This window comes from Leptospira andrefontaineae (assembly GCF_004770105.1).
GTDB classification, from domain to species: Bacteria; Spirochaetota; Leptospiria; order Leptospirales; family Leptospiraceae; genus Leptospira_B; species Leptospira_B andrefontaineae.
In genome coordinates this window covers 326,204-350,764 of the sequence record NZ_RQEY01000012.1, presented here as the reverse complement: position 1 = coordinate 350,764, position 24,561 = coordinate 326,204, and the positions used below count along the sequence as shown (strand labels likewise).

Here is a 24,561-nt window from a genome sequence, read left to right as displayed (position 1 = left end):
ACTAATATATTATAGATTGCTAAAGAGATTCTCGGCAGAAAGAGCAAATTCTAAGTCAAAGCTGGACAATCCATTTGTTGTGTGGGTATATAATTCCACTCTAACCAAACTATACGAAAACAGAATTTCGGGATGGTGATCCATATTATTAGCTATGTTCGCTAAAGCTGTGATGATTTTAATCCCATCATTATATTCAGGTAATTTATATACTCGAACAATTTTTGGAGCTGTATCAGTTGTCAATATTTCCCAAGTAGTCGGGAGTTCCTTCCTAACTTGCTCTACTGAAAGCGGAACTGGAGAATTACCCATAAAATTAGAGCACTTTTTTCAAAGCCTGCTTGATTTTCTCCGCATCATCAATCGCACCGTTTGAAAGAGAGCCTGCACGCGCCATTAAATTGACAGCCCCGTCCATTCTGGCTTTTAACTCTTCGATTTTGTGAAGCTGATCGTTCAGAAAAGCAAGCTTAGATTCGATTTCCATTTCCTTTCTTTCAAGGAGAAGTTTATAGTTTTCTAATTCCTGAATTTTCTTGCGGGTCTTTTTCGCCTCGCTGTCCACATCTTTACGATAATATTTCTCTAATTCTTTCTCTGCTTGCGCATGACGATCAGCTTCAGCCTTAAATTCGCGCTTCAAATGTTTCAAAGCTTGGCGATATGCCCTGTTGTATATTCTCTGCCTTTGAGTTCTTCTTATCTTAGCTATTTTAGATAATAAATTCATGTGCCATCCCCTTTTTACTTTGCATCGACCGGAATGGTTTTCGCTTCGATTTTCTATCCGTCTGCCGGTTAGACCTAATATATCGACTTATTTATCCCTATGGTCAAATTTAAAGTCCTTAATTTTTACGATTGAATGATTTCAAGATGTAAAATTCTTGAAATTGATTAGCTATACTAACATAAAAGTATCTGGAGGGCGTTCTTATGTCTAAAGGTGATAATCTAAGCGAAGAACTCCAAATTTTGAAAGATAAGGCCAAACAAATTACAGGAAAGGCCCGGGAGGAATACTTGGAACACGTATCTGACCTAAAGGAAAAATTAAAGCAAGTTACTGGTGAGACCAGTGAAAAAGCTAAACAAATCATTGATCAAACTGGAACTTATATAAAAGAAAATCCACAAAAAGCAACTTTGATCGGATTAGGCGTGGGAGTCGGGATAGGCGTTATCATTGGAATGCTTATCGGTCGTAGAAAATAAAACGGAACATCCATTGGCCGCTAAAAGAACGGATTCAGAAGAAATTCCTTACGAAAATAGCGAGAAACAGGATGGAACTTCATTTTCAAGTTTCGAACTGAAGGAACACCTACTCGCTTTCATCAACTCGATCGCAGAATATTTCGAAACTCTTCTTCTATATGCAAAAAAGATCGCAACAGAGAAGATTGTATTAGGTATTCAAGCCTATATATTCTTCCGGATTGCTCTTTTCTTCGTAAGTTTAAGTGTATTATTCTTTCTGGCTGCTTTCTTCCTCTATTTACAGAGACAATTTGCAGGAGATCCGTTACCCGCAGCCTTGGGAACTGGGGGTCTTTGCCTTTTTATTTCTTTAATAGGAGTTTTCGCTCTTATTCGAAAACTTAAAGGGTAAAAGTGGAAGGAACTCCCGCCCATGAATAAGACTAAAAACAAAGAAAATCGTATCTTCTCCCTGAATCCTCTCTCCGGAGAAGACTACACTCCATGGAAGGACCCTTCTCAAATGAGCAAGGAAGAGCTCCAGCTATATCTACAGATCAAAAAACTACAGGTTCGATTGAGTTTTGAAAGATTACAATCTTCCATTAGTTATACAGGAATGGTAATTGAAGCCTTCCAAAGCCTCGGGCTTCAGGATTGGATCCTAAAATTACTAAACCAAGAGACCGAAGAAGCTTCAGAATAGTCAGGAGTTCCTACCACCCCCTTCACTTCACCTCTCGGATCTGGATCGTCTCCACCCGGTCTGCACCAGCAATAATATCCGACAAGATCACAACCTGATCCCCTTCCTTCACTCGGCCGCTCAACTTCAAAGTTTCAATCGCTAGCTTAATTGTCTTCTCTGGATCGCTGGAAAAATCGATCCGGTACGGAATTACACTTCGGGTCAGCCAAAGTTTACGACGGACCGTAGTCATATTAGTGAAAGCATAGATGAGGGGAAATCTGGGATGGAAAGAAGCCACATTCAAAGCAGTAGTTCCTCTCCTAGTAATTACTATAATCGCAGGTGATTTGATGGAATCGGAGAGCATGGCCGCAGATCTGGCCATCTCTTCCTTCTTGTTGGAAGGAACTCTTTCCAAAACATAACCTAGCCCAGGCGCCTTCTCCACTCTTTCCGAGATCTTATGGAGCATATCCACACAACGAACTGGGAATTTTCCTGCGGCAGTTTCACCGGATAACATGATTGCATCTGCTTCTTCAAAAACTGCGTTGGCAACGTCAGTCACTTCCGCCCGGGTAGGAGAAGGATTATTGATCATAGATTCCAAAAGGTGAGTCGCAACGATCACTCTTTTTCCTTTGATCGCACATTCTCGGATAATAGCGCGTTGGATTAGAGGAAGTTCCTCAATTGGAAGTTCCACGCCAAGATCCCCTCTTGCGACCATCACACCATCAGCAGCTTCCACTATTTCTAACATGTTTTTAACGGCTTCTTGGTCTTCTATCTTAGCGATGATATCAGTATGACCGTTATTTTCTTCTATGATCTTACGAAGTTGATGAATATCTTCCGCAGAACGGACAAATGAAAGAGCAATAAAATCCACATCTTCTTCTAAACCAAAAAGAATATCTTTCTGATCTTTCTGAGTGATAGAAGGCAAATTAACGCGGATGCCTGGAAGATTTATATGTTTGCGAGAACCTAATTTCCCACCATCGACAACTTTACATTTCAAAGCAGTCTCTTGGATTTCTTCCACTACAAGATTGATGAGGCCATTATCTACAGTGACTCTATCCCCAATCTTAAGATCTTTGACGATATCGCGTTAATTTACGAAAACAGATTGTTCCTCGGATTCTTCTCCTGGAATGATATGAAAAGTAAAAGATTCTCCTACTTTCAGATCCAAATGATCCACTTGCAGATCTCCAGTCCGAATTTCCGGACCTTGGGTATCTAATAAGATCGCAATCGGATGCTTTAATACATCTTTATTCAGGGATTTTATGGCTCGAATTATGGATCTATGGAAGTCATGATTTCCATGAGACATGTTCAATCTGGCGATATTCATCCCTGCCTCTGCAAGGGACTGGATCATTTTTTTGTCGGCAGTTGCTGGGCCGATAGTGCAGATAATTTTAGTTTTTCTGAAATTAACTAATTCATTCTTCATGTATATTCGGTTTTATTAAAATTGCTCTAACGATCCGAGCTTAGATTTTAGGAAGTGTTCTGTTCAGAAAATCTTCGAAAGAAATATAAAAATCGAATTTTTCCTGCTCAGGCATGCCTGCGTTTTTTTGCTCGTCTACGATCCTCTTCGCCTTATCCAGCAAAGCTTTACCGTTCTTTTTCAAGAACCTTCTAGAGATGAGGATCGGAAAAGAATACTGCTCTTCCTGATTTCTAACCATAAAGGAATGGATTTCCTTTTTTGCATTCTTTTTCAGGAAGTTTATTAGAGTATTTTCGTCCATATCTCCGCCTAAAGCTTGTAAGAGATATTCCCTGTCGGGAAGTTCATCCTGGCCCCATGCATGGTCTATAACATCTAAAACTGCAGAAAGATTTCGTTTGACCTCAGCTTCTTGCTCCGAACTCAATCCGGAACTTCTCGCAGGAGAACTCGAGTCTGAATTTGCGACTGCAGCTGCCGCTCTCGCCTTTGCAGTGGCCTCGACTGCCTCTCTGTCTTTTACTCTTCTTTCGGCAAGTTTTACTTTTTCTTCCTGAGCGACCTTGGTTCTTGCTTCTAAGATCTTTTTATTTTGCTCGGAAGCAAGTCTAGCTCTAATCTCCTCGGCTTCGAATCTATGAACTACGTTATTCCCGAAGAGAGATCTGAAAAATCTGGTGATAAAAGGAAGATATTTAAAAAGAGAAGAATATTCTAATTTCTCAAATTGAGAACTCGCCTCTCTGGACTCCATCATGTCCCTAATATTCATTTTTGCTAAAACACGGATCTCGCTGTCATTTCCAGTAGCTGCAAAAACCCTTTTGGCAGTTTCGACTGCACCATTGATACAATCTTTATGAAGAACGAAAACATACAGGCCTTTTTTATCCGCGAAATCCGCGCTCATGATCATATCGTGATTGACGATAAGATTTTTGACTTCTTCTTCAATTGGTTCTCCACGAAAACGAAGATAATTTAGATCCACCAATCGATTTGCAGATTTAATATAGTCGAGTAATTCGGAAAGTTTCGCCTTTTTCTCTTCTTTTTCTTTTTTCTCTTTTTCCTCTTCTTCGAAATGGATCAGAGAAAGAAGTTCCTCAACCGCGGTTTTTTGGTCACCGTAGGCCGGGCTTAAAAAAGGAAGGACTTGTCCTGCAATACCACGAGTATTCTGAAGATCTTGTTCTGAAAAATTGCCAAGTACGCCTATCCTTTGCAACTCCGGAATAATTCGTTCACTCAAATATTTTTTATAAGCATCCAGTCTCGCGATAATCTCATCCTGGACATTATAATAAAAAACAGAACGATTTCCTGGACTTAAAGCATTCTCATTTCTATAAAAATACAGAATTCTAGAATCCACCAATTTTTTAAGAACCGGTTTTAAATGGATATTGATCGTCGTTTGTTTTAAAACAGGAGTAACATCAAAATTATCCTGAAACAAATTCCCGATCTCGGAAGAAGCGTAGGTCTCGCTTAATTTATTATTATCAATACAATCGTAGATCCATTTCTGGAAAGCCTCTTTCCCGGGAAATTGTCTCTTCTCCTTTACCCATCTTTGAATGGAACTGAAAGAAGTTTGATTCACTCCGTCCACATATCTGTGACTAGAACCGGCATCCGTTTGAGAAGGTCTGGCAAATACTGTGATCAATCTTAGAAACGAAGCAATCCTTCCGTCGGAAGAATCTCCGGTGGGATTATAATCCACCATACAGATCTTTTTTACGATAGGAGGATTTTGGCGAGCACTCATCTCTCTAAGATAAGCGTTTACCCTTTCCTTATCCAAAGTTAGTTCTCTGGAGAGCTGTTCCGCACTCGGAAGAATTTTATTGGCTACAAACTTTTCTGTCCAGTCGCCAATAATCAGTACTAATTTATGAATTCCCTTGTACTGAAAATCCCCTCTGGCCTCTAAAGCTTGGGTTAACTGTAAGGCCGAGTTATAATCCGCTACCTTGAGTTCCGGAGATTGGGGATCCAGCATGAGTCATCCTCTTCGACTAGAGTAGGTTTTTCCGATACATCAATTCCGCGTTTAAAATCGCGGCACCGGCAGCCCCACGGACCGTATTATGACTTAGGACAACATATTTCCAATCTAAAATCGGATCCGGTCTAAGTCTTCCCACTACGGTAGTCATACCTCTCCCTGTTTCCAGGTCGAGACGAGGCTGTGGTCTGTCTTCTTCTTGACGATAAAGAATCGGAAAATCCGGAGCGAGAGGCAACTTTAATTCTTGAGGCTCGCCTTTAAATGAAGACCAGGCTTCTAAAATTTCGGATTCGGTTGGCTTCTTCTTGAATTTCACGGAAACACAAACTGTATGCCCGTCAAAAACGGGAACTCGATTGCAATGAGCGGAAATTTTAAAATCCGCATTCACAATTTTTCCACCTTCGGTCTTTCCAAGACATTTCAGAGGTTCAATCTCCGCTTTATCTTCTTCTCCGCCGATAAAAGGGACTACGTTCCCCAAAATATCCATGGTAGGAACTCCTGGATAACCTGCCCCAGAGATTGCCTGCATAGAGAATAACATAACGGACTCTATACCAAACTTTTCGTATAGAGGTTTGAGAGAAATTGTCACGCCCATGATCGTACAATTGGAGTTAGTCACGATCTTTCCTGGAGTTTTTTGACTAGAGAGAACATCCAAATGGTTTGAATTCACTTCTGCAGAAAGAAGAGGAACATTCTCCACCATTCTATGATTTTTAGAATTGGAGATAATATGAATACCGGCTTCTGCAAAAGAAGTTTCTACTTCTCCCGCAACGGAAGCATCCAAACCTGAAAAAGCCAGTTTCACACCCGGGGCGCTCTTAGGGTCTGGTAATGTGATAATTATGTCACGAGCGTATTTAGGAATATCGCCGGAGATTTTCCAACGCTTCTTCATAACGTCCGCATATGTTTTGCCTGCGCTATTCTCGGATGCGCATAAATGGGTTACCTGAAAATAAGGATGGTTTTCCAAAAGTTGGATGAACCTTTGCCCGACGGAGCCAGTGGCTCCCAAAACAGCTACGTTAATTTTGCTCATAGAACTTATTTACCGCTCTCAGACTTAAAGTCTGCATTTCATTGTTTTTCTCTATTTTTTTCTAAGACCATGGACTGTCATTCGACAAATTTAGATATGAGCGAAGCATACTTAGAATTCATCTTATGAGTCCCTTCATATGTAAGGTGATGAAAATCCCAAAAATCTGTAGAAGGCAGCACCCTGCTTAGATCCGCAAAATTGTCCCCACCGCCGCTGATCTCTTTCAAATAAGACAAATGCTCTTTATACCAATCCGAATCCCCATACCAGGAAAGACTGACTGGATTTTCAGGATTGTTTATTAAGAGAAATGGCAAATCCTTCTCTTTGAAAAAAGAAAGTAACTTCTTCATATAACGAAAATGAAGAATAGGTCGGAACTTTTCTTTTGCGATCTTCTTCTTAGAGTCCGCCAACACCTGAATGTACTGTAATCCCGGTCTTTTTTTTAGGTCTGTAAGAAGTCGAAAGTAAAAGTATTCTTCATATTCCTTATCGGACATCCCTAGAAAGCGTAGGTCTTCCAACCTTTCTTCTCGCACTGGTCTTCTGTCCAAAAGAGAAAGGTCATCTTCTTTCCCAAAAATCTGCTGGAGCCTGATTCCTAGAACATCCTGGGCCCAATCCTTATGTTCAGGTCCCGCAAAATATGGGATCCAAGTATTGGAAACTTCTGCGCGGACCCAGTTATCCTTCTCCCCTTGGTCTAAAAACCTAGGGTTTAACAGAATTTTTTTCCAACCAGGGCTCGTAAATTCCAGAGTCTGCTTAACTGTATGGGAAGAATTTTCCAAGTTCAGGATCAACTTTCCATCTTTAAGGACTTCTTCCACCACCTGGATATAAAAACCCTTTCTGGCCATATATGGTTTAGGTTGGAAAGAAAAAACTTTCCCAGTCCAGCCCCTAAAGGTCACCTTCTCAGGAATGTCCACTCCGTTATACTCTCTGAAGCTGGTGTTCCTACCAAATCGATGTTCATAAAGAGAAGAAGAAATTTTCCAGTAAATTTCCTTATAACGATAAGAACCAAAGATAGAAGCAGCTAAATATTCCGCACTTTTCTCCAATCCGATTAAATCCCAAAACTCTGATAGACTTTCCCAAGGAAAAATGATCTTGGATTGCGGAGCATCCCTAAAGTCCAGAGCATCCAGGATTAGCTTAGATTCTTCTGCGGTTTCGTTTTTACCGTTCTTAGGATCGAGAACATAGGTCCTATACAATCTCCAATCTACAAAGTTCACAGGATACACAACAAGATCCGGCGACAAACTTAGGAATTGGTCCTTCATCAAGTACGCATCCATGGGAGGCATACCTGCATAAGACAAAAAAATGACTTCTAGATCTTTCCCTGTGACCTTACGAAGTTCCTCTTCTAAGTCTTTAGGATTAATAGAATAACCCGTAACGCTGGAACCTATTACCAAAACGCGGAATTTCTGCTTCGAAATTTTTTCGAAAGTTTTAAACTCGTGTAAAAAATTATAAAAATAATCCGCGCCCCAGGAAGATTCGTTAGGCAAGAGCCAAAACGAGTATCGGAACAAAAAGAAGTCCAAAAAAATAACTGAGATAACAACGGAAAATAAGATCGTTAACTTGGAACGGGACACAGCTCCATAAACTGAAAGTAATTGCCTCTTTGTCCAGAAATTGTTTCGTTTTCTACTTTACCTAGGATGAGGTATTAGCCACGATTCCCAAGTGGTTTGGCTCTGGACTTCTATAATTATTTTCCTAGCCTCACTTATATTTTCCCTATTTACGGCACCTAAAGAAATTTTCTGGAACGTGGAGGCTTTGTATCTTCCTTCCGTGTTAATCGATGTGCTTCGGGACGGAGGTTCCTTAAGGGCCTGGTCATTCGCACCTACACCTTATTTTTTTCCGGACCTACCGATCGTTTTTATATTCGGTTATATCACTGAGAATGTTTTCAGGACATTAACACTCTATGCTATCTTCCAGAACTCTTTACTCGCATATCTTTTAGGAAAATTTATTCGAGCAATGGAGCCAAAAATGCCAAGGCCCCAAAGTTACGTCTTCAGCTTACTCGCATTATCTTTCCTATTTTTGATCGCCGAAAAATTTCCCTTATTATACTTTTTATATTTCCCCTCCGTACATATCAGCGCCTTTCTCACAAGTCTCTGGATCTGGCCTTATTTAAAAAGAGAGAAGGTCCCAAAATATTCCGTTTTTCCTCTACTTTCTCTACTCACAGTTTCGGATAGGATCTTAGTTTTAGAATTATATCTGCCCACTTTGCTTGCTTGGGCGAGAAGGTACGGTCGTTGGGGAATTTCTTTCCCACTCATCTCCATCCGATTTTTCGCAACTGGGCTAATCGGACTAGGACTTCATTCATTCATAAAAATATTTTTAGCGATCAACTCACCAAATAAACTATCTACGCTCGAATCGATCTCACATTGGTGGAGTGATTTTTTCACGGCAATCATAAGCCTAAAACTATCAGGGATCTTTCTAACATTCGCGATCCTAGGTGGAATTTTATGTTTAAGAAAAGGAAAAGAATCCGGGCATAGTTACGGATTTTTAGGGTATTTCCAGCTTAGTCTTTGTATATTACCGCCCTTACTCGGGTTATATTCCGGCCAAAATTCGCTCAAATACAGCCTACCTGCAATCGTGATGGTTCCGGTTTTATTTGGAATTTTACCTTCTGTCAAAAACCAAAACTATTTAAGCCATTCTAGGAATTTCGCATTTTTAGGACTGATATTCGGACTTGGGATATTTGCGGCATTTGGAGAAGGAACCGGACAATTCAGAGATCCAAGGGAATCTATCCGACCTCCTGAAACAGTTTGCGTAGATGAATGGAAAGAAAAAGATTCATTCGTATTCGTACTCTCAGAACCTCGAAAAGCTAGACGAATACTCACATATTCCGAAAAAAGAGTCCTGGCTTACCCAATAGATTTCAGTACATTAGAAGGATCTTATTCAGTTTCCAATAAAGAATGGTTCCTATTCCCACCAGAAGGTCCGATCGCAATATTGCCGGAAGGGCTGGGAGAATCCAGAATCAAATCATTCTATGGAGAACCTTCTCGCGTTTTAAACTGTGAATCCGGAACCGGAAAAATTTGGGTCTATGAAGAAACAGAAAAGATCAGAGATTATCTGCAAAGACCTGTTCAAAAAACAAAATAAATAAACGGCTGGGACTCGGAAGAGAATACTGCCGCAAACAAAAGTCCAATACCTAACAAAACGCCGAAGATTACAGGGTGTAAACCTTCATAAAATCTACGAAAACTACCACTTTTCTCGTCCCGATTTCCGATCCAGGTCGCGACAAAAAATAAAAAGAATGCAATAAACAAAATACGCAAAGTAGAATATGCCGGATCCGCGCCGCTCGAAAACCTAAAAAGTTTTTCGAAAACAATCCCTGTAGTCTTCCAATTCGGAGATCTGAAAAAGACCCAGCAAAGAACCACAGCTAAGATCACAAAAATCCTATAAGAGAATCTTCCTAAAACTCCAGATCCGTTTTCAGGTGAGAAGAAACCAGGCCAAAACCTTTTACCTAATCTTTCGAGACCTAAAAAAATGCCGTGAAATCCGCCCCAGACCACAAAATTCCAACTGGCTCCATGCCATAAACCGCCCAGAAGCATAGTCAGAAATAAATTCACATATGTTCTTAGCTCAGATTTACGATTCCCACCCAGAGGGATGTATAAATAATTCCGAAGCCAAGAAGAAAGAGAGATATGCCATCTTCTCCAAAAATCGGAAAACCCTGAAGCAAGATAAGGCATCCTAAAATTTTCAGTCAATTTGAAGCCGAGGAGAAAAGCACAGCCCAAGGCTATATCAGTATATCCGCTAAAATCACAATAGATCTGAAGAGAATATGCAAAAACCGCTGCCCATGCATAGGCACTCGAGAATTCAGTAGGAGAACGATAAAAAGAATCAGGTAAGATAGAAAGTTGATCAGCGATCACTACCTTCTTCCATACGCCTATCAAAATTAAAACGAGACCTTCCTTGAGCGGGAGTTCCTTCCATGTTACCCAAGATTTCAGTTGGGGCAAAAAGGTCTTGGCCGGAACGATCGGACCGGCAACCAACTGAGGGAAAAAGGAAAGAAAGAGCGCATAGTTCCAAAAATTCTTTTCAGGCAAAATTTCTCTTCTAAACACATCGATTGTGTAACTAAGGGACTGAAAAGTGTAAAAAGAGATACCTACAGGGAGCACAATACGCCATACAGGAAAACTCAAATTTAGCCCAAATGCCGATAATGCGGCATTTCCGGATTGCATAAAGAAAATGAAATATTTAAAAAATGCTAAAACACCTATATTCAAAACCAAAGAAATAGACAGTAAGATCGCTCGAGACCTTCCTTCTTTTTGGTCCATTAATCTTCCGATCCAATAATCTAGAACAGTAGTCCCAAAGAGGAGGAGTCCAAACTTAGGATTCCAGGACATATAGAAAAAATAGCTCCCTGCTAAAAGAAATGGCTTTGAAATCCAATCCGGAAGACATTTCAGCCTGGGGAGGACCCATCTTAGCCCAAAAACAAGCAGAAAGAAGAAGAGAAATAGAGGTGCCGCGAAATTCATTTACCTAAATTTAAGCATATTTTAAAAAATAAAATAATCGCTAATTATTAATCAAATTAAAGATTAATTTTAATCATACTGAAGACTAATAAAAATCGATTCATATTGTCCACTTACAGCGGACCCCACAATTCGGACAATCGGCAGTGATTTCAGCCTTCACTCGGCGACCTTTCGGCGTGTCTACCTTTCCAATTGCTACAAATTCGAAGTTTACACCTTCCGGAACATAGTGTCCGCCGCCATACTTAGCGGAACCTTCGATTAAATTTGAGCAGGCATGGCATTTCACTCTTAATTTGATTACCTCGGCCATTGGAAGAGGATCTACGAACCATCTTCCTTTCGCAAGAAGAAAGCTGCCCGCGGTCTGCCAAAACCTCATGGGGATGTAAATTGGATACACATGACTTTATGGCATGAATATGAGAGAAAATTAGCCATCCATTGGACCAGACGAAAAGCCTCACTTTGCTCATCCTGAGACTCTTAATAAAAACTCAGAATACTAGGAAAATTCTGTTTTGGCGCCCGAAAGCAGGCAGTTGAGGTTTATCGGATATAGGGCTTCTTGGCTCAGAGCCCTAAGAAACCAATAGATATCAATATGCTGCCAATAGCAAAGACGGAATACAAAATCCAATTACCCCGAAGAGTCGAAATCTTCGGCCTTATCCTCAATTTACAGAAATCCCCGCCTCCCTTCCTTTCTCCGGAGCCAGAATAAGTATCATAATTAATTGCTCATTCTTGGGCACCATAACCCTGTTCCGAATAAACGAATCAACGCCTATGCAATGGACTTACCCCAGAGTGCGATTAACCAATAACTTCGGCTCTCAAAACTAAGCCCGCGCCCTACCACCATGAAGGACGAAATCTTGCCTTTCCGCAATAACGCCCATACGGAAGTCCCAATTTGTATTCGGCAATTCGGCATTTTCCCTGCTTATGATTAGGCAGTTATGTAATTGCCAAAATATAGGCTCCGAAAGTCGACATTTGGGCAGAAACTGCCTATTTGCAAAGATATTCGCCTAAATTCGGGCACTTAGTGGGTTCTGCTGCCGTTTTATGGAAATTGGTTTTTAGCCCTGTGCGCAGCACAGGGAAGATTTGAGAATTTAAGCTCTTTTGCGAGCAGGGGCTTGTTTTTTGGCCGGAACGGATTTTTTGGGAGTAGTTAATTTCTTTTTATCTTTTTTTGAATCGATCGCACTTGCATCGAAGTTCACATCCAGTCCCATTTTCTTATTTCGTTTCACCATATATACGAAATGTCTAACGTACTGTGCATAAGGTTCAGGTACAGATTTAGGATCGAAGTCTAAAGGATTTTCTAAAAGAGAGCGAACAACAGTTTGGTTCAGATCTTCTTTGCTAGTGACCATGAGAGTTTCTAGTCTGCGAAGAATTTCGTGATCGTTCACCTCGCTAGTGACTTTCTTCATCGCATTCAGAAGCCTCTGAAAAGAGGTTCGTTTGATCTTCACGGCCATATTTGTTAAGTTAGAATTTCTAGGGTCGGACGACCAGAAGAAAATTTATGCGAGTCTTGTCCGACCTTAGATGCGTCCTTTTCGATTGATGATTTCAATGTCTGGCTCAGAGCATGAGCTTCCAGTTTTTCGGAAGAGAATCCTGAGGCCCTACTTTCGCCCAGGATGCGGACCAGTGAAGACCGCCTTTCTCCCCTTTTACTTGCGTTTTCCCAAGGGGACACCCTATTTTCATAGGATTCCCCAGAAACCTGGGCAATGCCCTTTATTTGCTGGATTCCAGAACCTAATCCAACTTCCAGCGCATTCTCTGCAGTTTTATTTGAATTCGCTGCCTGGATGGTAGTAACTCCCGCTTGATAATGCTGATTTCTTGGATTTTTAGCAGAACAGAATGCCTCAGCCCTGAACCCCTCTTTACTAAAATATAAGGAGGACAATTCAGAACATCCGGATAGAGCATCCGTATAAGAAATTACTCTGACCGGAGAAACTTCTTGGACCCGAGTTCGCCCTTGGGCCTGAGCCCTAGGTAGGAACTCCTGGCCAAGTCCTTGTTCGATTTTTAGATTCGGTAATAAAACATTCAAACCAAGCAGACAATTTTGAGAGAGGGCCGAAGACGCTGAAAGAATTTCAGAGGTCGATTTCCGATTTTGGATCCCAAGTGCAGATTTAGAATTTTTCCCCTTCTCCACTTTTTGATCTGTAGAAATTTTTGCGACTCTACCCGGAGCACCTTCTTTAGCCAGAAGAGAATCTAGATCAGGAAAGTCGGATAACCTTTCTTCTTCCGAATAAGAAATTCCTTCGGCGAGCACTTGATCCACTTCTTCTTGGTAGATAGATTTTAGTTCTTCCGAAATGGACTCTTCCGCCTCGACAATAATTTGAGAAGAAGATCCTGAATCAGAACCTTCTTCTGCGAAGGCAGAACTCGAGCCCAAAGCCAAGGAGGCAATAAGCAAGAACTGTGCCAAAAAATTATGTCTCATTCGAAAAAACATGACAGTATAGCCCATTTTTAACCATTTTTGGGGGAAATGGAAGCTTTTTTTACCGTTTTTCTAGGATTTTAGGCGGTCTTTCGGAATAGTCTCTTGGCTCGAAGCTTCCATTCCCAAAGCACAATTTCCTGCTCTTTGTTCTCGGCTCGGTCTTGTTCTTTTTCTAAAAGTGCATAAACCATACTCGCGATATCTTTAGAGAAACCTTTATCTAGTTCTGCTTCGAATTCTTTTTCTTTCGTTTCTAAAATTAAGCCTGCGAGTCGGAAACCTTCATCCAAATTTTTTAATTTTGGCGCCCAGCCTTTTAGCTCTTCCTTATTATCATCGTTTCGGATCATCACATCCAAGAAGGTTCGGATGAATGCAACCTCTTCCGATTTCAAAGTGAATTCCAGAAGCAGTTGTTTTACTTTTTCCAACTCCATTTTTCGGAGATGTATCCTGGCCAGGAAGACTGGATTTTTGGAGTGCATATTCAAGTTGCCCTTCTCCAATAAATCCGTAGCTCGAACCTTATTAAAATCTACGATGCTGGATTCTTCCCTCAGACTTTTTTCCAGTTCCTCTTTTCCAGGAGATGGTTTTTCCCCCACTGCCCCGATTTTTTGGGCCACCTTTCTTTTAATGATGAGCATATTTAAGGAAGGGAACCTGATTTTCAGAGCCACCAATTCTTGGCGCGGGAACTCCTCGTCCAAAACCAGGTGGTGCATTTCCACACCTTCTTCCCTGGCCCTGAGAAGACTATCCACTCGGTCATAATGATAGATGATTACTGGCAAAATATCACATTCACTTCCGCTGTTTAGGAAAATGGTTCGGACCTCATTTCCTGAACTGGAATGCTGGTATGGGATCACTAGTTTTCCCTGTTTTACGTTTACGAAACTCAGTTCCCCCAGCCTAAAATGAGAGAGGTCAAAATCCTCTCCTAAAAATGCAATCCTAGGAACCGGAACCACGATTGATTGGTTTCTGGCTCCCTTCGGGACTTCCGGTCCTCTGGAGGTGAAAACTACGTACGTCATCTTTCCTAGGCGGACTTTTACCAAAAATCCGGCCGGAGTTTTTCTTTCTTCGTATAAGGAATCTAATTCCAAAATTTTAACCCAAACCTAGGTTTTTTAATTTATACTGCAATGAGCCTCTGGAAATTCCCAAGGCCTTTGCCATTCGTATTTGGTTGCCGCCGAACAATTTATCCGCCAAAAGAATTTTTTGGCGCTCTACGGCTTCCACAGCTTTTCGCAAATCAAGATCCTCCGGATCCGGAAGAGAAATTCCTTTTGAACCTTCTTTTTTAAGGTCAGAATTTCGAATCTCTCCAGAGCCGGAATTTAAAACTGCCTCTTCGATCGCATTCCGGAGATCCTCTAAATTTTGGCAGGATATTCCTCCTACCAAAGACTCGATCGCATCCTCAGAAAGCACTAAATCAGGGCGTCCATGTAACTCGCAAACCTCTTGGAAAATCGGCCGGACCGCAGAAATTTTATCCGATTTTGCCCAGTCTTTCCAGGCAGGTAATTCTAACTTATTTTCGGACAAAAGAGAACGAAAATATAAGAACTCATCAGTTGATTTTTTGCCTGAGTTTTCTAAAAAAATAAGACGGGATTTTGCGGATTTTCTCTGAGAATATTCGAACAAGATCCTCTGCTGGGCCAAAGAATAGTTCTCGGAATTTTCTAAAATTAGAGTCCCGGATTCGGCCATTTTTTCCCAATCGATAAGCGCCTTTTCTAATTTGGAAGGCTGTTCCGGAAGGATCGAAACAGTTAAAATTGGCCTACCGGGAAACTCCCTTTTTTGGATCCATTTCGCTAAGGTTTTTTTTCCAGAAGAAGCAGGACCGGAAATGCAGATGCTCCCGGATTCCTTGAATTTTTCTAACTGTGAATTTTTACCATTCCCCAATTTGAAGATCAGTTCCCCTAATGGATCCGGACTCGTGTCCTCGAAAAGTTTATAAACGGTAGAAGGTTCCGATTCTTTTTTCAAAAGCCGGGCCACCTTCTGGCAAAGTAAATGTAAGAGTAAAATTTGCCTTTCTTCGGCTGGGTTCGGAAGTTCTATCAAAAAGAATCCGAGCATCCTACCATCCAGCAAAACCGGGGATAATAAACATCCAAATGAATTATCTCGGAACAGTTGCACTTCTTCTGATCTGGGTAAGAAGAATGGAGATTTACTTCCTTCTAAACGACTCCGGATCTTAGAGCCCTTGGTTAGGAAAGGATAGAAGAATCCATCTTCTTCGTAACCCCAAGAACCCGCCTCTTCCAAGGAAGAAGGATCTGATTCGGAAACTAAAGTAGCGAGTCCCGCCAGGCCATCGATTAATCTTAAACATTCCGGAAACGCAAGAGGTAGCAAAATCCTAAGTTCTTTAGGATTTGGATTCCCCCATATAAATTCTTCCGGAGCGGATAGCATAGAAGGGAAAATGTTTAAAATTAAGCATGGTGTCAACCATGTACCTGGACTTTCTTTCGAATGTCGGACGTCCGACATTCCGGTTTGATTTTTCTGCAATTTTTTGAAAATTTAAGAATTAGTTTGAATGCTTCTCCCCTTCTTCTTACATGGAAATATAGTGTTGGCTTCGGTCCCGAAGTTGACTTTTTAATTTTTATTTTTGTTTAAATTCCCCTCTTTATTCTCTCGATTTCTGACGGTAGATATAAGGACGGGATGTCGGACATCCGACAATTGAGATACAAGGGAACAGAATGATTGTAGTATCCATCGCAAACCAAAAGGGAGGAGAAGGTAAAACCACCACCTCCCTGAATTTAGCTTGGGGTCTCGCCAGAAGAGGTAAAAAAACTCTGCTGATCGACATCGATCCTCAAGCAAATTCTACAGGGATTTTTTTGAATCCGGAAGGATTAGAAAAATCCATGCATAATATTTTCCAATCCAAAGCGAAAATTAGAGAAGTTATGGTTAAGACCGAAGTGGAGAATTTGAACATCGCCCCTTCTCGGCTGACCCTTGCGGAAGCGGAGACAATTGCAGCGATTGTAGACGCGCCTTATATTCTGAGAGACGCTCTTGCGGACTTGGAAAAGGAAATTGATTTTTGCGTAATCGATTGCCCGCCTAGTCTTTCTATTTTCACCATCAATGCTCTAGTTGCTTCCAACTATGTGATCATTCCTTTGCAGGCGGAAAAATTTTCCGTGGATGGAATTTTGGGACTCCAGCAAACAATTACTAGTATTAAAAAAAGAATTAATCCTAGTCTGGAAATCATGGGAGCCTTAGTGACCCAATTAAAACCCCAGACACTTCTCACTAAAACAATCATCCCTGTTCTTACTAAATATTTCAGAATTTTTGATAATAGCATCTCGGACGGGGTGGCGGTGGGAGAATCTCACCTGGCAAGAAAGTCGGTCTATGAATATAATAAGTCCAGCCGCCAGGCCCAGGAATATGAAGGCTTTATTGAGGAATTTTTGAATGAGCTCAAAAAGTAAAAGACTAGGCTCTCTCGCAGACGTTTTCCAGGCAGAAAAATTAGAAGGTACGATCCGCAAGATCCGCCTGGATAAAATCCGCCCTTCTGAAAGCCAGCCAAGACAAGAGAGAAAAAAAGGCGTGGAAGAACTTGCCCAGAGTTTGGACAAGGACGGACTTCTTCAGCCTATCCTAGTTACTAAAAAAGCGGATGAAGAATTTTATACGATCATCGCCGGCGAGAGAAGATACCATGCAGCTAGCCTTCTCAAATGGCCGGAAGTAGAATGTAAAATTTTAGATAAGGACGCAAAGGAAACTTTCCGTCTAGCAATCATAGAAAACCTTCAAAGGGAAAATTTATCTCCTTATGAAGAGATAGAAGCAATGACCCATCTCAAAACTTCCTTCTCCTATACGGACCTGGAATTAGGAAACCTGTTTGGGAAAAGTAGAAGTTATATGACCGAACTTTTGGGAATTTCTTCTCTATCTAAAGAAGACCTGAAGGTTTGCAAAGACGCTGGAATAGAATCCAAAAACCTTTTGGTCCAAGCTGCTTCCGCAGCCAAAAAAGGTACTCTGAAAGATTTTCTAGAAAAATTCAATTCAGGCGAATTGAAAACTGTAAAAGACGCAAAAACTTTCAATAGAGCTGAGGAAGGTGGATTATTCTCCCCTGCACAAATCGGAACTAAAATTGGATCCGAAAAACCTGCAGTTTCTCCCTACCCTTATAAGATCGTAAAAAAAGGTACTAGCGTAATCATCTCCACCGAAGACGAAGATTTTCTTTCAGAACTTCATAAGTTCGTTAAGAAAGAAATTTCTAAAAAATTCGGTAAATAAGATCCGAAATCTAAAAACAAAATATCTTAACATATATTGTTAAACGAAATAAAAGAGTACAAACATGTACTTAGCAAAAGATTTTGTAAGACTTGGGCTGAAAAAAACGGGAATGAGTTGACGGAGCAGAAAAAAGCCCCAATATGTGACATAATATTCTAAACGGAAATGTAGTACTTTCTCCCAGCCCGGAAGAGAGAAGGAAGAAACATTGCCGTCGGTCTGAGATAAAAAAACTCCCCTGGTTTGCCCAGGGGCCGGACCTTCCCGAAGGAATGTTGTTGGATGAGACATAAGTAACCTTATGTCGGATAAATGTCAACTACCTTCGAACCTTTTTGCTTAAAATTAATTTTTTTGCCGCCGGGGCAAAAGAGGATCCAAGGTATGGGTGAGCATTTTCCATATATAAAATTCCTCTCGGATATTATAGATTCCGGGGTTTGGGCCACTTTATCCCCAGCCGCGAAGACTCTTTATCTGGTCCTGCTTAAATTTAGTGACCAGACCTTTAAACCAGTTTGGCCTAGTAACGAAAGTTTGATCCGACTCACTGGCTTAAAGACTAAAAAATCAATTAATGAAGGAAAGAAAGACCTAGTAAGAGCGGGCCTCCTTCAATTTGTTCCTGGGACCGGGCATAAAAATTCCACTTACTATTTTTGCTTCAACTATCCCGGTTCTAAAATTCCACCCCAGGGGGTTATTTTTGGAAACCCTGGAGGGGGATTTGGGGCGCCCTCAGGGGTGGCGACAGGTAGCCTCGAGGGGGGTCGAACTGGAAACCCAAACAATATAAATATAACCATCCATAATACCCAGAACCAAAAACCTAGTAATGAGAAGAAAGAATTGAGTTTGGATTCTTTAAAAGAACGTTACGGAGACGAAATCTTGTCTGAGGCAATGGAAATTGCGAAAGGACAAGGACTAGGAGATAATTTACATTATATTCGAGGTATTTGCAAAAATCTGTCCGGAACCAGACGGCCGAATTTTGAGCATGCCTCCCCTCTCCAGTCCCAGGACCTGAGACATTCTTCAGGCAAAGAAGCTTCTTGGATTGGATTTATAGAATGGTGCAAGGGGAATCTTTCTAGAAGTAGTGTGGAAGTATTGGAGAAAGTTCAGGTAGAACCGGACGGCAAAACTCTTTTAGTGAAGGATCCACTTCCTGAGACACTTAGGATGATCATTACAAAGTACTTCACAGACAAAATCCACCCCTCGATACTGGTTATATTTTCTGCAAAAGCCGAAGAAAACCGGGTACATGTTTAAAAGGACCACGTTAAAGCTCTTATGAATGAAGAATCCATCCGGATCAGCCATCCTCGACAAGTTAAAGTAAACGAAATTAAGACCAAAGGTACGTTCGAATTTAAAGAAGGAGGACTTCGTTCTTATTCTGAACAGTTGGATCATCCTGGTGTTGGGGTCTTAACCTTAGTTTTAAATCCAGGCTCTAGTTTTAATCAGATCAAATTACATCAGTCGGAACAATCCGGCACATTTTTCCCTGACTCTTTTAAATTCGAAATTTCTTTGGATGGAAAAGTTTGGGAGCCGATCCTGCAAGAAACTGGTTTCAGAAGATTGAATAAGAAAGTGGGACAATGGAACTTCTCCTTGGTCCGTGCTAACTTTCTAAAATTGGTCAGTAAGGTTTCGGAAAAAGAAGGAGCCAAATTCAAAGTCTCTATCGGTGCTTTGGAAGTTGGGATCTCAGGAGTCACTAAATTAGAAGTGAGTTCCGAGAAAGACAGATTCTGGGTAAAAGAAAATCTAATTGATGAAAGACCTGATTACGGCTGGTCCTCCGTGGAATCCAATCAACCTAAGGAAGAATTTTTCTTAATGGATCTCGGCTCTATCAGCAGAGTGAATGAGTTAAGAGTTCTTTCGCCGAAGGACGGTCACTTACCTTTCCCGGAAACTTTTACAGTATATTATAGTGAAGACGATTTGACCTGGAATCAGCTTTTAGAAGAGAACCAATTCTTGTCCGAATTGGGAACTTGGTACCAGTGGAGATTCTTACCTACGAATATCCGCTTTTTAAAATTCGTTTCTCGCCCTCGTAAGATCCAAAACAAAGAAAAATATTCTACAAGTATCGTAGAAGTAGAATTATATGCTGCTCCTTACTTAAGCGAACTAACTCATAAGCCTACTGCAGAGCCATTACCTTACGCTACCGTTCTTAGATCCGGTTTGGTCCGACTTGCAATCGACGGAGAAACTTCTGAAGGTGCCGCAGTTCAGGCAAATGATAGAAGGTTAAGAGACGGCTCTACTGAGTATAAAGGTATTGTAGAACTTGCTTCTGATGGAGAAGATAAGGAAGGCGTTGTTGTTCAAGGTAACGACAGAAGATTAAAACATTCTACCGAAGCTGCATATGGTTTGGTGCGTTTGGCTGCGAACGGCGAGAATCGGGCAGATAGAGTCGTGCAAGGAAATGATGATCGTTTAAGACCTTCTAGCACCCAAAGTTTTGGTATTGTAGAACTTGCGGAAAATGGTGAGACCAAAGAAGGTACTGTTGTTCAGGGAAATGATGATCGTCTGAAACATGCAACGAACCAAAAATTCGGCTTGGTCCAACTCGCTCCTCCAGGAGATGCAAGTCCTGGAAAAGTGGTCACTTCTGATGATCCAAGGCTAAGACATGCCACAACAGAAAGCACAGGTATTTTAAGATTCGCCTCCAATGGAGAGGAAGCTGCAGATGCGGCTGTTCAAGGAAATGATAAAAGATTAAAAATTTCCACTCCTCAATCTTATGGGATTGTGAAACTTGCTCGTTCCGGCGAGGCGAAAGAAGGTGCAGTTGTCCAGGGTGACGACGAAAGATTGCGTAACGCTAGTACTGAATATCCCGGTATTGTGACTGTTGCACCTAAAGGAAAATCTATCCCTGGCCACGTCGTTTCTTCTGATGATCCTAGATTGTCGGATGCAAGGCAGCCTCTTCCTCACACTCATGATTACGCTCCTAAAGAGCACGATTTCAGTTCTCATACCGGATATTTGAGATTAAAAGGTTCCGTAGAAGCTCCTTATGCGAATATCTCCCCTCCTCCTGAAAATGCAGGACTTGCTTATGCAAGAAATGAGAGCGAAAAAGGTGCAGGTATCGTAGGTTCCGGTAGATTCTCCGGGATCTTGGGCTTTGGAGAAAAATTCGGGGTCAGGGGCGATAGCGCTTCCGGAGAAAAAGAATCTGCAGGTATTTTAGGTCTGGCTAAAAGAGGATTTGGTGGATGGTTCCATTCTAGATCCGGCCATGCAGTATATGCGAGCGGTAAAGGAATTCCAAGTCTGAACGAAACGGGTTCAGGTAAAGCGATCTTGGCAGAAGGTGATTCTGATTTCCTTGGAACGGTATATCTTCAGACAGGAAAAGGTACGGATTGTATCGCTAAATTTTTCCCTGTCCAGTCTTCCGATGTGATTGCGGAAGGAGATCTTCTTGCCATGGGAGAAGATGGTAAACTTCATAAATCCAGACAGCCGAACGCTACGAATATCGTAGGTGTTGCAGTAAAATCTGCTGCATTAGTTTTGGGAGATAAACCGCAAGCAGAAGGACAATGGCTTGTTGCAATTGCAGGAGTCGTTCTTGCGAATGTAGAGGCTCAATCTTATCCTGTACAGCCTGGTGACTTATTATGTTCTGGTCTTACCGGAGGACATGCGGTCAGGGTCGCGCCTGAAAATTTAAAACCTGGCGCACTCGTAGCGAAATCTCTCGGCTTACAGAGAAACGGCAGAGGACCGATCCAAGTCCTTCTTTGCTGTAGTTGAAAAATTCCCCACGGTTTTGTGGGGAAAGGTTAGAATGAAAAAGATATTAGAAATTTATAAAACGGCAAAGGCGCCGGTGTACTCTTTCGAATTTTTCCCTCCCAAAACCCCGGAAGGAGAGACGAAATTATTCGAAGCTGTGGAGGAATTGTCCAAAGTAGATCCGGGCTATATCACTGTGACTTATGGAGCGGGAGGTTCCACTCGGGACAAGACGATCCGCATCACCTCCGAGTTGGCTAAAAAATTTTCGCTTCCTGCTGCAGCTCATTTTACCTGTGTGGGTGGCAATAAGGAAGAGATCCGAGTTATTTTAAAACAGATCCGAGAATCCGGGATCGAGAACTTAATGGCTCTCCGTGGAGATCCTCCTAAGGGAGAAGAGGCTTTTAAAAAGGTAGAAGGTGGATTTGGTTACGCAAGTGAACTTATTTCTTTTATCAAAGAAGAAGGTTTCGATTTTTGTATGGGAGCCGCTTGTTATCCTGAAAAACATCCGGAGGCCGCAAGTCTGGAATCCGATGTGGATAATCTAAAACGCAAAGTGGATTCGGGTGCTTCTTACCTCGTTTCTCAATTATTCTTTAAAAATTCAAATTTCGAATCTTTCTTAGATCTGATCCGCAAAAAAGGGATCAATGTGCCCGTGATCCCGGGGATCATGCCTATCACTTCTTTTACTCAGATAGAAAGATTTAAGGCGATGGCTGCTTGTGAATTTCCTGAAAAACTAGTTTCTGATTTGGAAGAAGTGAAGGACCGACCGGAAGAATTTTATAAAAGAAGTGTAAACTTCTCCGTAAACCAATGCCGTGAATTGGTCAAATTAGGCGCTCCCGGAATTCATCTTTATACTCTAAACCAATCTCCTGCGAGTTTGGATATAGTCAGAGAACTGAAAAATTAAAGGAATAGATCCTTCTCTTTTTCAAGAGGAAGTAATCCTGTCTCGAGGGCCCTTTGCTGTAATAAGCGGATTGCCCTTTCTCCTTCTTTTCCCAAACTTTTAGAAAATTCATTCACATACAGATCTATATGTGCATCCGCTACTTCTCTCGTTGTGGTTTGAGAATGTTTTAAGATATAGTCATACATACTTTCTCTGTTTTGGTACGCGAGAGAAAGGCTTTCTTTAATCGCCGAATCCAGGTCATGTTTTGTTTGAGAAGGAAGATCTCTGCGGATGGCAATACATCCAAGCGGAATATGTGCACCTGTCGTGCCTTCCCACCATTCCCCTAAATCTTCTACCTTGGCGAGGCCTCTTGCTTCGTAAGTGAATCTTTCTTCGTGAATAACGATTCCGAAATCAGCTTCTCCATTTTTTACTTTGTCCAAGATCAGGTCATAGCGAGTGGGAATTGGCGTAAAATCCCCTTTTAAATATAGATGTGTAAGTAAGTTAGCAGTGGTCCAAAGTCCTGGGACCAAAATTTTTTTTCCGTTAGGAGTTCCTACTGAAGAACCCGCTTTTTTTACGATGATCGGGCCGCAGTTCCTGCCGAGCGCGGAGCCGCTGTCCAAAAGAGAATATTTGTCTGCGACATGGAATAGAGCTGCGAATGATATTTTCGTGGCTTGGAATTTTCCTTTATCCGCGAATTGGTTCAGTTGTTCCACATCATAGAGTTCTTCTTTGATAGAAAATGGTGCTTTGGTTTTTCCGGAAATGAGATGATAGAAGATGAATGTGTCGTTTGGACAGGGAGAATATGCCAGACTGAGTTCCATTCTTCCAGGCAATCAGTTTTGATTCTTTTGGAAACGAAAAAAGGAGGTGGAAGGAACACCTGCCCTTAGGTCTATTGGAAAAGAATCGTAGGTTCCCTTGGATATCATTTTGAATTCACATAAATTCCCAAAATTGGACGGGCTTTTCCCCTTTCATACGATTGCAATGGATTTGGACGGAACACTTCTGGATTCTCGGGCTTCTATTTCTAGTTTGAATCATTATGTTTTGCAATCCGCATTGGATCAGGGAGTTGGGCTGATTATCGCTACGGGTAGAAGATTCTCTTCCGCTCTTCCGTATGCCCAGGAGTTCCGCGGGAATGTAACTGTGGTGGCCAATAATGGGCAGGTGCTTCGGAGTTCTCCGAATGCAAAAAGAATTTCGGAAACGTATATCTCCGAAAAAGCAACATTTGCAGTTTTATCTTTAGGAAAGAAGAAGGGCCACTCTCCCCTTCTACATGTGGACCGCTTCGAAGAAGGGATCGATATTTTAATCGAATCTCCGATCACGGACGAAAAGTATCATAATTATTCAGGTGGTGATATTGCTAGGACCAAGGTGGTCTCCGATCTTCCGGAACATTCTTCTGATCGAGTGTTGGTAATATGTTATCTTTCTTTAATAAAGGAAGAATTGATCGAATTAGAAAAGGAACTTCTATCCTTGCCTGAGTCTTCGGAATATAGAACGGTAATCACTAAAATTCCTGGAGTGTCTTATTGTTTGGAAGTTTTGGAGAAGGGAGTCTCCAAGTGGACGGCAATCCAGTCCTACTTAAAAATTTCCGGTTTGGATGAAACTGGAGTGATTTCTTTCGGGGACGAGTTGAATGATAAAGAGATGCTTTTTCATTCAGGTTATGGATTTGCGATGAAAAATGCTGTGCAGAGTTTGAAAGAAGGCGCTTCTTATATTACCAAATATTCGAATAATGAAGATGGGATCGCGATGACTCTTCTGGAATTATCCGTGCTTTCGTTTAGATAAGACTTTTTGATTTTTATCAATCTTTACTTCGCAAGCGGAGCAGGCAGCCTCGTAACAACCGAAACTAGTCTCTGTCCTTTCAGTTTTGCTAAATAAACTTTTAATGGAAGAAACGAGCGGAAAGCCCAAATAAACCGCTGCAGAG

At 41.4% G+C, this 24,561-nt stretch carries 22 protein-coding genes and 1 pseudogene; 10 read left to right on the top strand and 13 right to left on the bottom strand.

What is annotated here, in order from left to right:
• Window positions 1-9 precede the first annotated feature (9 nt).
• Together EHO65_RS20160 and EHO65_RS08575 are read right to left on the bottom strand one after the other, a co-directional pair.
• Window positions 10-315, bottom strand: coding sequence for a 4a-hydroxytetrahydrobiopterin dehydratase (locus EHO65_RS20160; RefSeq protein ID WP_135773697.1), 306 nt, complete (start codon window positions 313-315; stop codon window positions 10-12).
• A gap of 4 nt (window positions 316-319) precedes the next feature.
• Window positions 320-733: a TraB/GumN family protein gene (locus tag EHO65_RS08575; protein WP_086445698.1), complete on the bottom strand. Its 414-nt coding sequence runs from the start codon at window positions 731-733 to the stop codon at window positions 320-322.
• A 206-nt stretch (window positions 734-939) separates the two neighbouring features.
• Between EHO65_RS08575 and EHO65_RS08570 the strand changes: the two genes are divergently transcribed.
• Genes EHO65_RS08570 through EHO65_RS08560 form a run of 3 tightly spaced genes read left to right on the top strand, consistent with a single transcriptional unit; the run spans window position 940 to window position 1,909 of the window.
• Window positions 940-1,218, top strand: coding sequence for a DUF883 family protein (locus tag EHO65_RS08570; protein WP_100769225.1), 279 nt, complete (start codon window positions 940-942; stop codon window positions 1,216-1,218).
• A 13-nt stretch (window positions 1,219-1,231) separates the two neighbouring features.
• On the top strand, window positions 1,232-1,615 hold the full coding sequence (locus tag EHO65_RS08565) for an LBF_4227 family protein (protein ID WP_135773696.1): 384 nt from the start codon (window positions 1,232-1,234) through the stop codon (window positions 1,613-1,615).
• Window positions 1,616-1,636: 21 nt separating this feature from the next.
• Window positions 1,637-1,909, top strand: a complete 273-nt coding sequence (locus tag EHO65_RS08560) for a hypothetical protein (protein WP_135773695.1) — start codon at window positions 1,637-1,639, stop codon at window positions 1,907-1,909.
• A 22-nt stretch (window positions 1,910-1,931) separates the two neighbouring features.
• Here EHO65_RS08560 and pyk read toward each other — a convergent pair.
• The 4 genes and pseudogenes from pyk to EHO65_RS08540 form a co-directional block, all read right to left on the bottom strand.
• Window positions 1,932-3,362: pseudogene (pyk, locus tag EHO65_RS08555) on the bottom strand (pyruvate kinase).
• Window positions 3,363-3,402: 40 nt separating this feature from the next.
• Entirely contained in the window at window positions 3,403-5,373 is a 1,971-nt protein-coding gene (locus EHO65_RS08550; RefSeq protein ID WP_135773694.1) for a hypothetical protein, read from the bottom strand.
• 16 nt (window positions 5,374-5,389) lie between these two features.
• A complete protein-coding gene (asd, locus tag EHO65_RS08545) occupies window positions 5,390-6,436 on the bottom strand; it encodes an aspartate-semialdehyde dehydrogenase (protein ID WP_135773693.1) in 1,047 nt (348 codons plus the stop codon).
• A 77-nt stretch (window positions 6,437-6,513) separates the two neighbouring features.
• On the bottom strand, window positions 6,514-8,058 hold the full coding sequence (locus EHO65_RS08540; RefSeq protein WP_135773692.1) for a hypothetical protein: 1,545 nt from the start codon (window positions 8,056-8,058) through the stop codon (window positions 6,514-6,516).
• A 91-nt stretch (window positions 8,059-8,149) separates the two neighbouring features.
• Here EHO65_RS08540 and EHO65_RS08535 point away from each other — a divergent pair, with 91 nt between their 5' ends.
• Complete coding sequence (locus tag EHO65_RS08535; RefSeq protein WP_135773691.1) at window positions 8,150-9,628, top strand: hypothetical protein; 1,479 nt, start codon at window positions 8,150-8,152, stop codon at window positions 9,626-9,628.
• On the opposite strand, the gene EHO65_RS08530 is transcribed toward EHO65_RS08535, so the two are convergent.
• From EHO65_RS08530 to EHO65_RS08505, 6 genes are all read right to left on the bottom strand, one after another.
• Window positions 9,613-11,058, bottom strand: coding sequence for an MBOAT family O-acyltransferase (locus EHO65_RS08530; protein ID WP_135773690.1), 1,446 nt, complete (start codon window positions 11,056-11,058; stop codon window positions 9,613-9,615). The genes EHO65_RS08535 and EHO65_RS08530 overlap by 16 nt on opposite strands.
• A gap of 100 nt (window positions 11,059-11,158) precedes the next feature.
• Window positions 11,159-11,374, bottom strand: coding sequence for a hypothetical protein (locus EHO65_RS08525; RefSeq protein WP_135773767.1), 216 nt, complete (start codon window positions 11,372-11,374; stop codon window positions 11,159-11,161).
• A gap of 808 nt (window positions 11,375-12,182) precedes the next feature.
• Window positions 12,183-12,557, bottom strand: coding sequence for a phosphatidylinositol phospholipase (locus tag EHO65_RS08520; protein ID WP_208744024.1), 375 nt, complete (start codon window positions 12,555-12,557; stop codon window positions 12,183-12,185).
• 5 nt (window positions 12,558-12,562) lie between these two features.
• The gene (locus tag EHO65_RS08515; RefSeq protein WP_244243481.1) at window positions 12,563-13,537 is read right to left on the bottom strand and encodes a hypothetical protein; all 975 of its coding nucleotides are present in this window, start codon (window positions 13,535-13,537) and stop codon (window positions 12,563-12,565) included.
• 95 nt (window positions 13,538-13,632) lie between these two features.
• Entirely contained in the window at window positions 13,633-14,667 is a 1,035-nt protein-coding gene (locus tag EHO65_RS08510; protein ID WP_135773687.1) for a hypothetical protein, read from the bottom strand.
• Between the two features lie 4 nt (window positions 14,668-14,671).
• Window positions 14,672-16,081 carry a helix-turn-helix domain-containing protein gene (locus tag EHO65_RS08505; RefSeq protein WP_244243480.1) on the bottom strand — a complete coding sequence of 470 codons (1,410 nt, stop codon included), beginning with the start codon at window positions 16,079-16,081 and terminating at the stop codon, window positions 14,672-14,674.
• Between the two features lie 218 nt (window positions 16,082-16,299).
• Between EHO65_RS08505 and EHO65_RS08500 the strand changes: the two genes are divergently transcribed.
• The 5 genes from EHO65_RS08500 to metF all read left to right on the top strand — a co-directional run bounded on the left by EHO65_RS08500 (window position 16,300) and on the right by metF (window position 22,598).
• Window positions 16,300-17,052, top strand: coding sequence for a ParA family protein (locus EHO65_RS08500; protein ID WP_100723858.1), 753 nt, complete (start codon window positions 16,300-16,302; stop codon window positions 17,050-17,052).
• The gene (locus EHO65_RS08495; protein WP_135773686.1) at window positions 17,036-17,881 is read left to right on the top strand and encodes a ParB/RepB/Spo0J family partition protein; all 846 of its coding nucleotides are present in this window, start codon (window positions 17,036-17,038) and stop codon (window positions 17,879-17,881) included. The genes EHO65_RS08500 and EHO65_RS08495 overlap by 17 nt, the downstream gene beginning before the upstream one ends.
• Before the next feature lie 387 nt (window positions 17,882-18,268).
• On the top strand, window positions 18,269-19,162 hold the full coding sequence (locus tag EHO65_RS08485; protein WP_135773684.1) for a helix-turn-helix domain-containing protein: 894 nt from the start codon (window positions 18,269-18,271) through the stop codon (window positions 19,160-19,162).
• Between the two features lie 21 nt (window positions 19,163-19,183).
• Complete coding sequence (locus tag EHO65_RS08480; RefSeq protein ID WP_135773683.1) at window positions 19,184-21,691, top strand: discoidin domain-containing protein; 2,508 nt, start codon at window positions 19,184-19,186, stop codon at window positions 21,689-21,691.
• A 34-nt stretch (window positions 21,692-21,725) separates the two neighbouring features.
• The gene (gene metF, locus EHO65_RS08475; protein WP_135773682.1) at window positions 21,726-22,598 is read left to right on the top strand and encodes a methylenetetrahydrofolate reductase [NAD(P)H]; all 873 of its coding nucleotides are present in this window, start codon (window positions 21,726-21,728) and stop codon (window positions 22,596-22,598) included.
• On the opposite strand, the gene EHO65_RS08470 is transcribed toward metF, so the two are convergent.
• Window positions 22,595-23,422 (bottom strand): 1,4-dihydroxy-6-naphtoate synthase, encoded by an 828-nt coding sequence (locus tag EHO65_RS08470; protein ID WP_167482017.1) that lies wholly within the window; start codon window positions 23,420-23,422, stop codon window positions 22,595-22,597. The genes metF and EHO65_RS08470 overlap by 4 nt on opposite strands.
• Before the next feature lie 166 nt (window positions 23,423-23,588).
• Here EHO65_RS08470 and EHO65_RS08465 point away from each other — a divergent pair, with 166 nt between their 5' ends.
• Window positions 23,589-24,416: a Cof-type HAD-IIB family hydrolase gene (locus EHO65_RS08465; RefSeq protein ID WP_208744036.1), complete on the top strand. Its 828-nt coding sequence runs from the start codon at window positions 23,589-23,591 to the stop codon at window positions 24,414-24,416.
• Window positions 24,417-24,561: the final 145 nt, after the last annotated feature.

Coding starts and splice junctions, on each gene's coding strand:
- metF (WP_135773682.1), top strand. CDS start 21,726: ATGAAAAAGATATTAGAAATTTATAAAACGGCAAAGGCGCCGGTGTAC.
- EHO65_RS08570 (WP_100769225.1), top strand. CDS start 940: ATGTCTAAAGGTGATAATCTAAGCGAAGAACTCCAAATTTTGAAAGAT.
- asd (WP_135773693.1), bottom strand. CDS start 6,436: ATGAGCAAAATTAACGTAGCTGTTTTGGGAGCCACTGGCTCCGTCGGG.
- EHO65_RS08480 (WP_135773683.1), top strand. CDS start 19,184: ATGAATGAAGAATCCATCCGGATCAGCCATCCTCGACAAGTTAAAGTA.
- EHO65_RS08520 (WP_208744024.1), bottom strand. CDS start 12,557: ATGGCCGTGAAGATCAAACGAACCTCTTTTCAGAGGCTTCTGAATGCG.
- EHO65_RS08470 (WP_167482017.1), bottom strand. CDS start 23,422: ATGGAACTCAGTCTGGCATATTCTCCCTGTCCAAACGACACATTCATC.
- EHO65_RS08530 (WP_135773690.1), bottom strand. CDS start 11,058: ATGAATTTCGCGGCACCTCTATTTCTCTTCTTCTTTCTGCTTGTTTTT.
- EHO65_RS08495 (WP_135773686.1), top strand. CDS start 17,036: ATGAGCTCAAAAAGTAAAAGACTAGGCTCTCTCGCAGACGTTTTCCAG.
- EHO65_RS08465 (WP_208744036.1), top strand. CDS start 23,589: ATGGATTTGGACGGAACACTTCTGGATTCTCGGGCTTCTATTTCTAGT.
- EHO65_RS08525 (WP_135773767.1), bottom strand. CDS start 11,374: ATGGCCGAGGTAATCAAATTAAGAGTGAAATGCCATGCCTGCTCAAAT.
- EHO65_RS08485 (WP_135773684.1), top strand. CDS start 18,269: ATGGGTGAGCATTTTCCATATATAAAATTCCTCTCGGATATTATAGAT.
- EHO65_RS08575 (WP_086445698.1), bottom strand. CDS start 733: ATGAATTTATTATCTAAAATAGCTAAGATAAGAAGAACTCAAAGGCAG.
- EHO65_RS08560 (WP_135773695.1), top strand. CDS start 1,637: ATGAATAAGACTAAAAACAAAGAAAATCGTATCTTCTCCCTGAATCCT.
- EHO65_RS08505 (WP_244243480.1), bottom strand. CDS start 16,081: ATGTCGGACGTCCGACATTCGAAAGAAAGTCCAGGTACATGGTTGACA.
- EHO65_RS08500 (WP_100723858.1), top strand. CDS start 16,300: ATGATTGTAGTATCCATCGCAAACCAAAAGGGAGGAGAAGGTAAAACC.
- EHO65_RS20160 (WP_135773697.1), bottom strand. CDS start 315: ATGGGTAATTCTCCAGTTCCGCTTTCAGTAGAGCAAGTTAGGAAGGAA.
- EHO65_RS08550 (WP_135773694.1), bottom strand. CDS start 5,373: ATGCTGGATCCCCAATCTCCGGAACTCAAGGTAGCGGATTATAACTCG.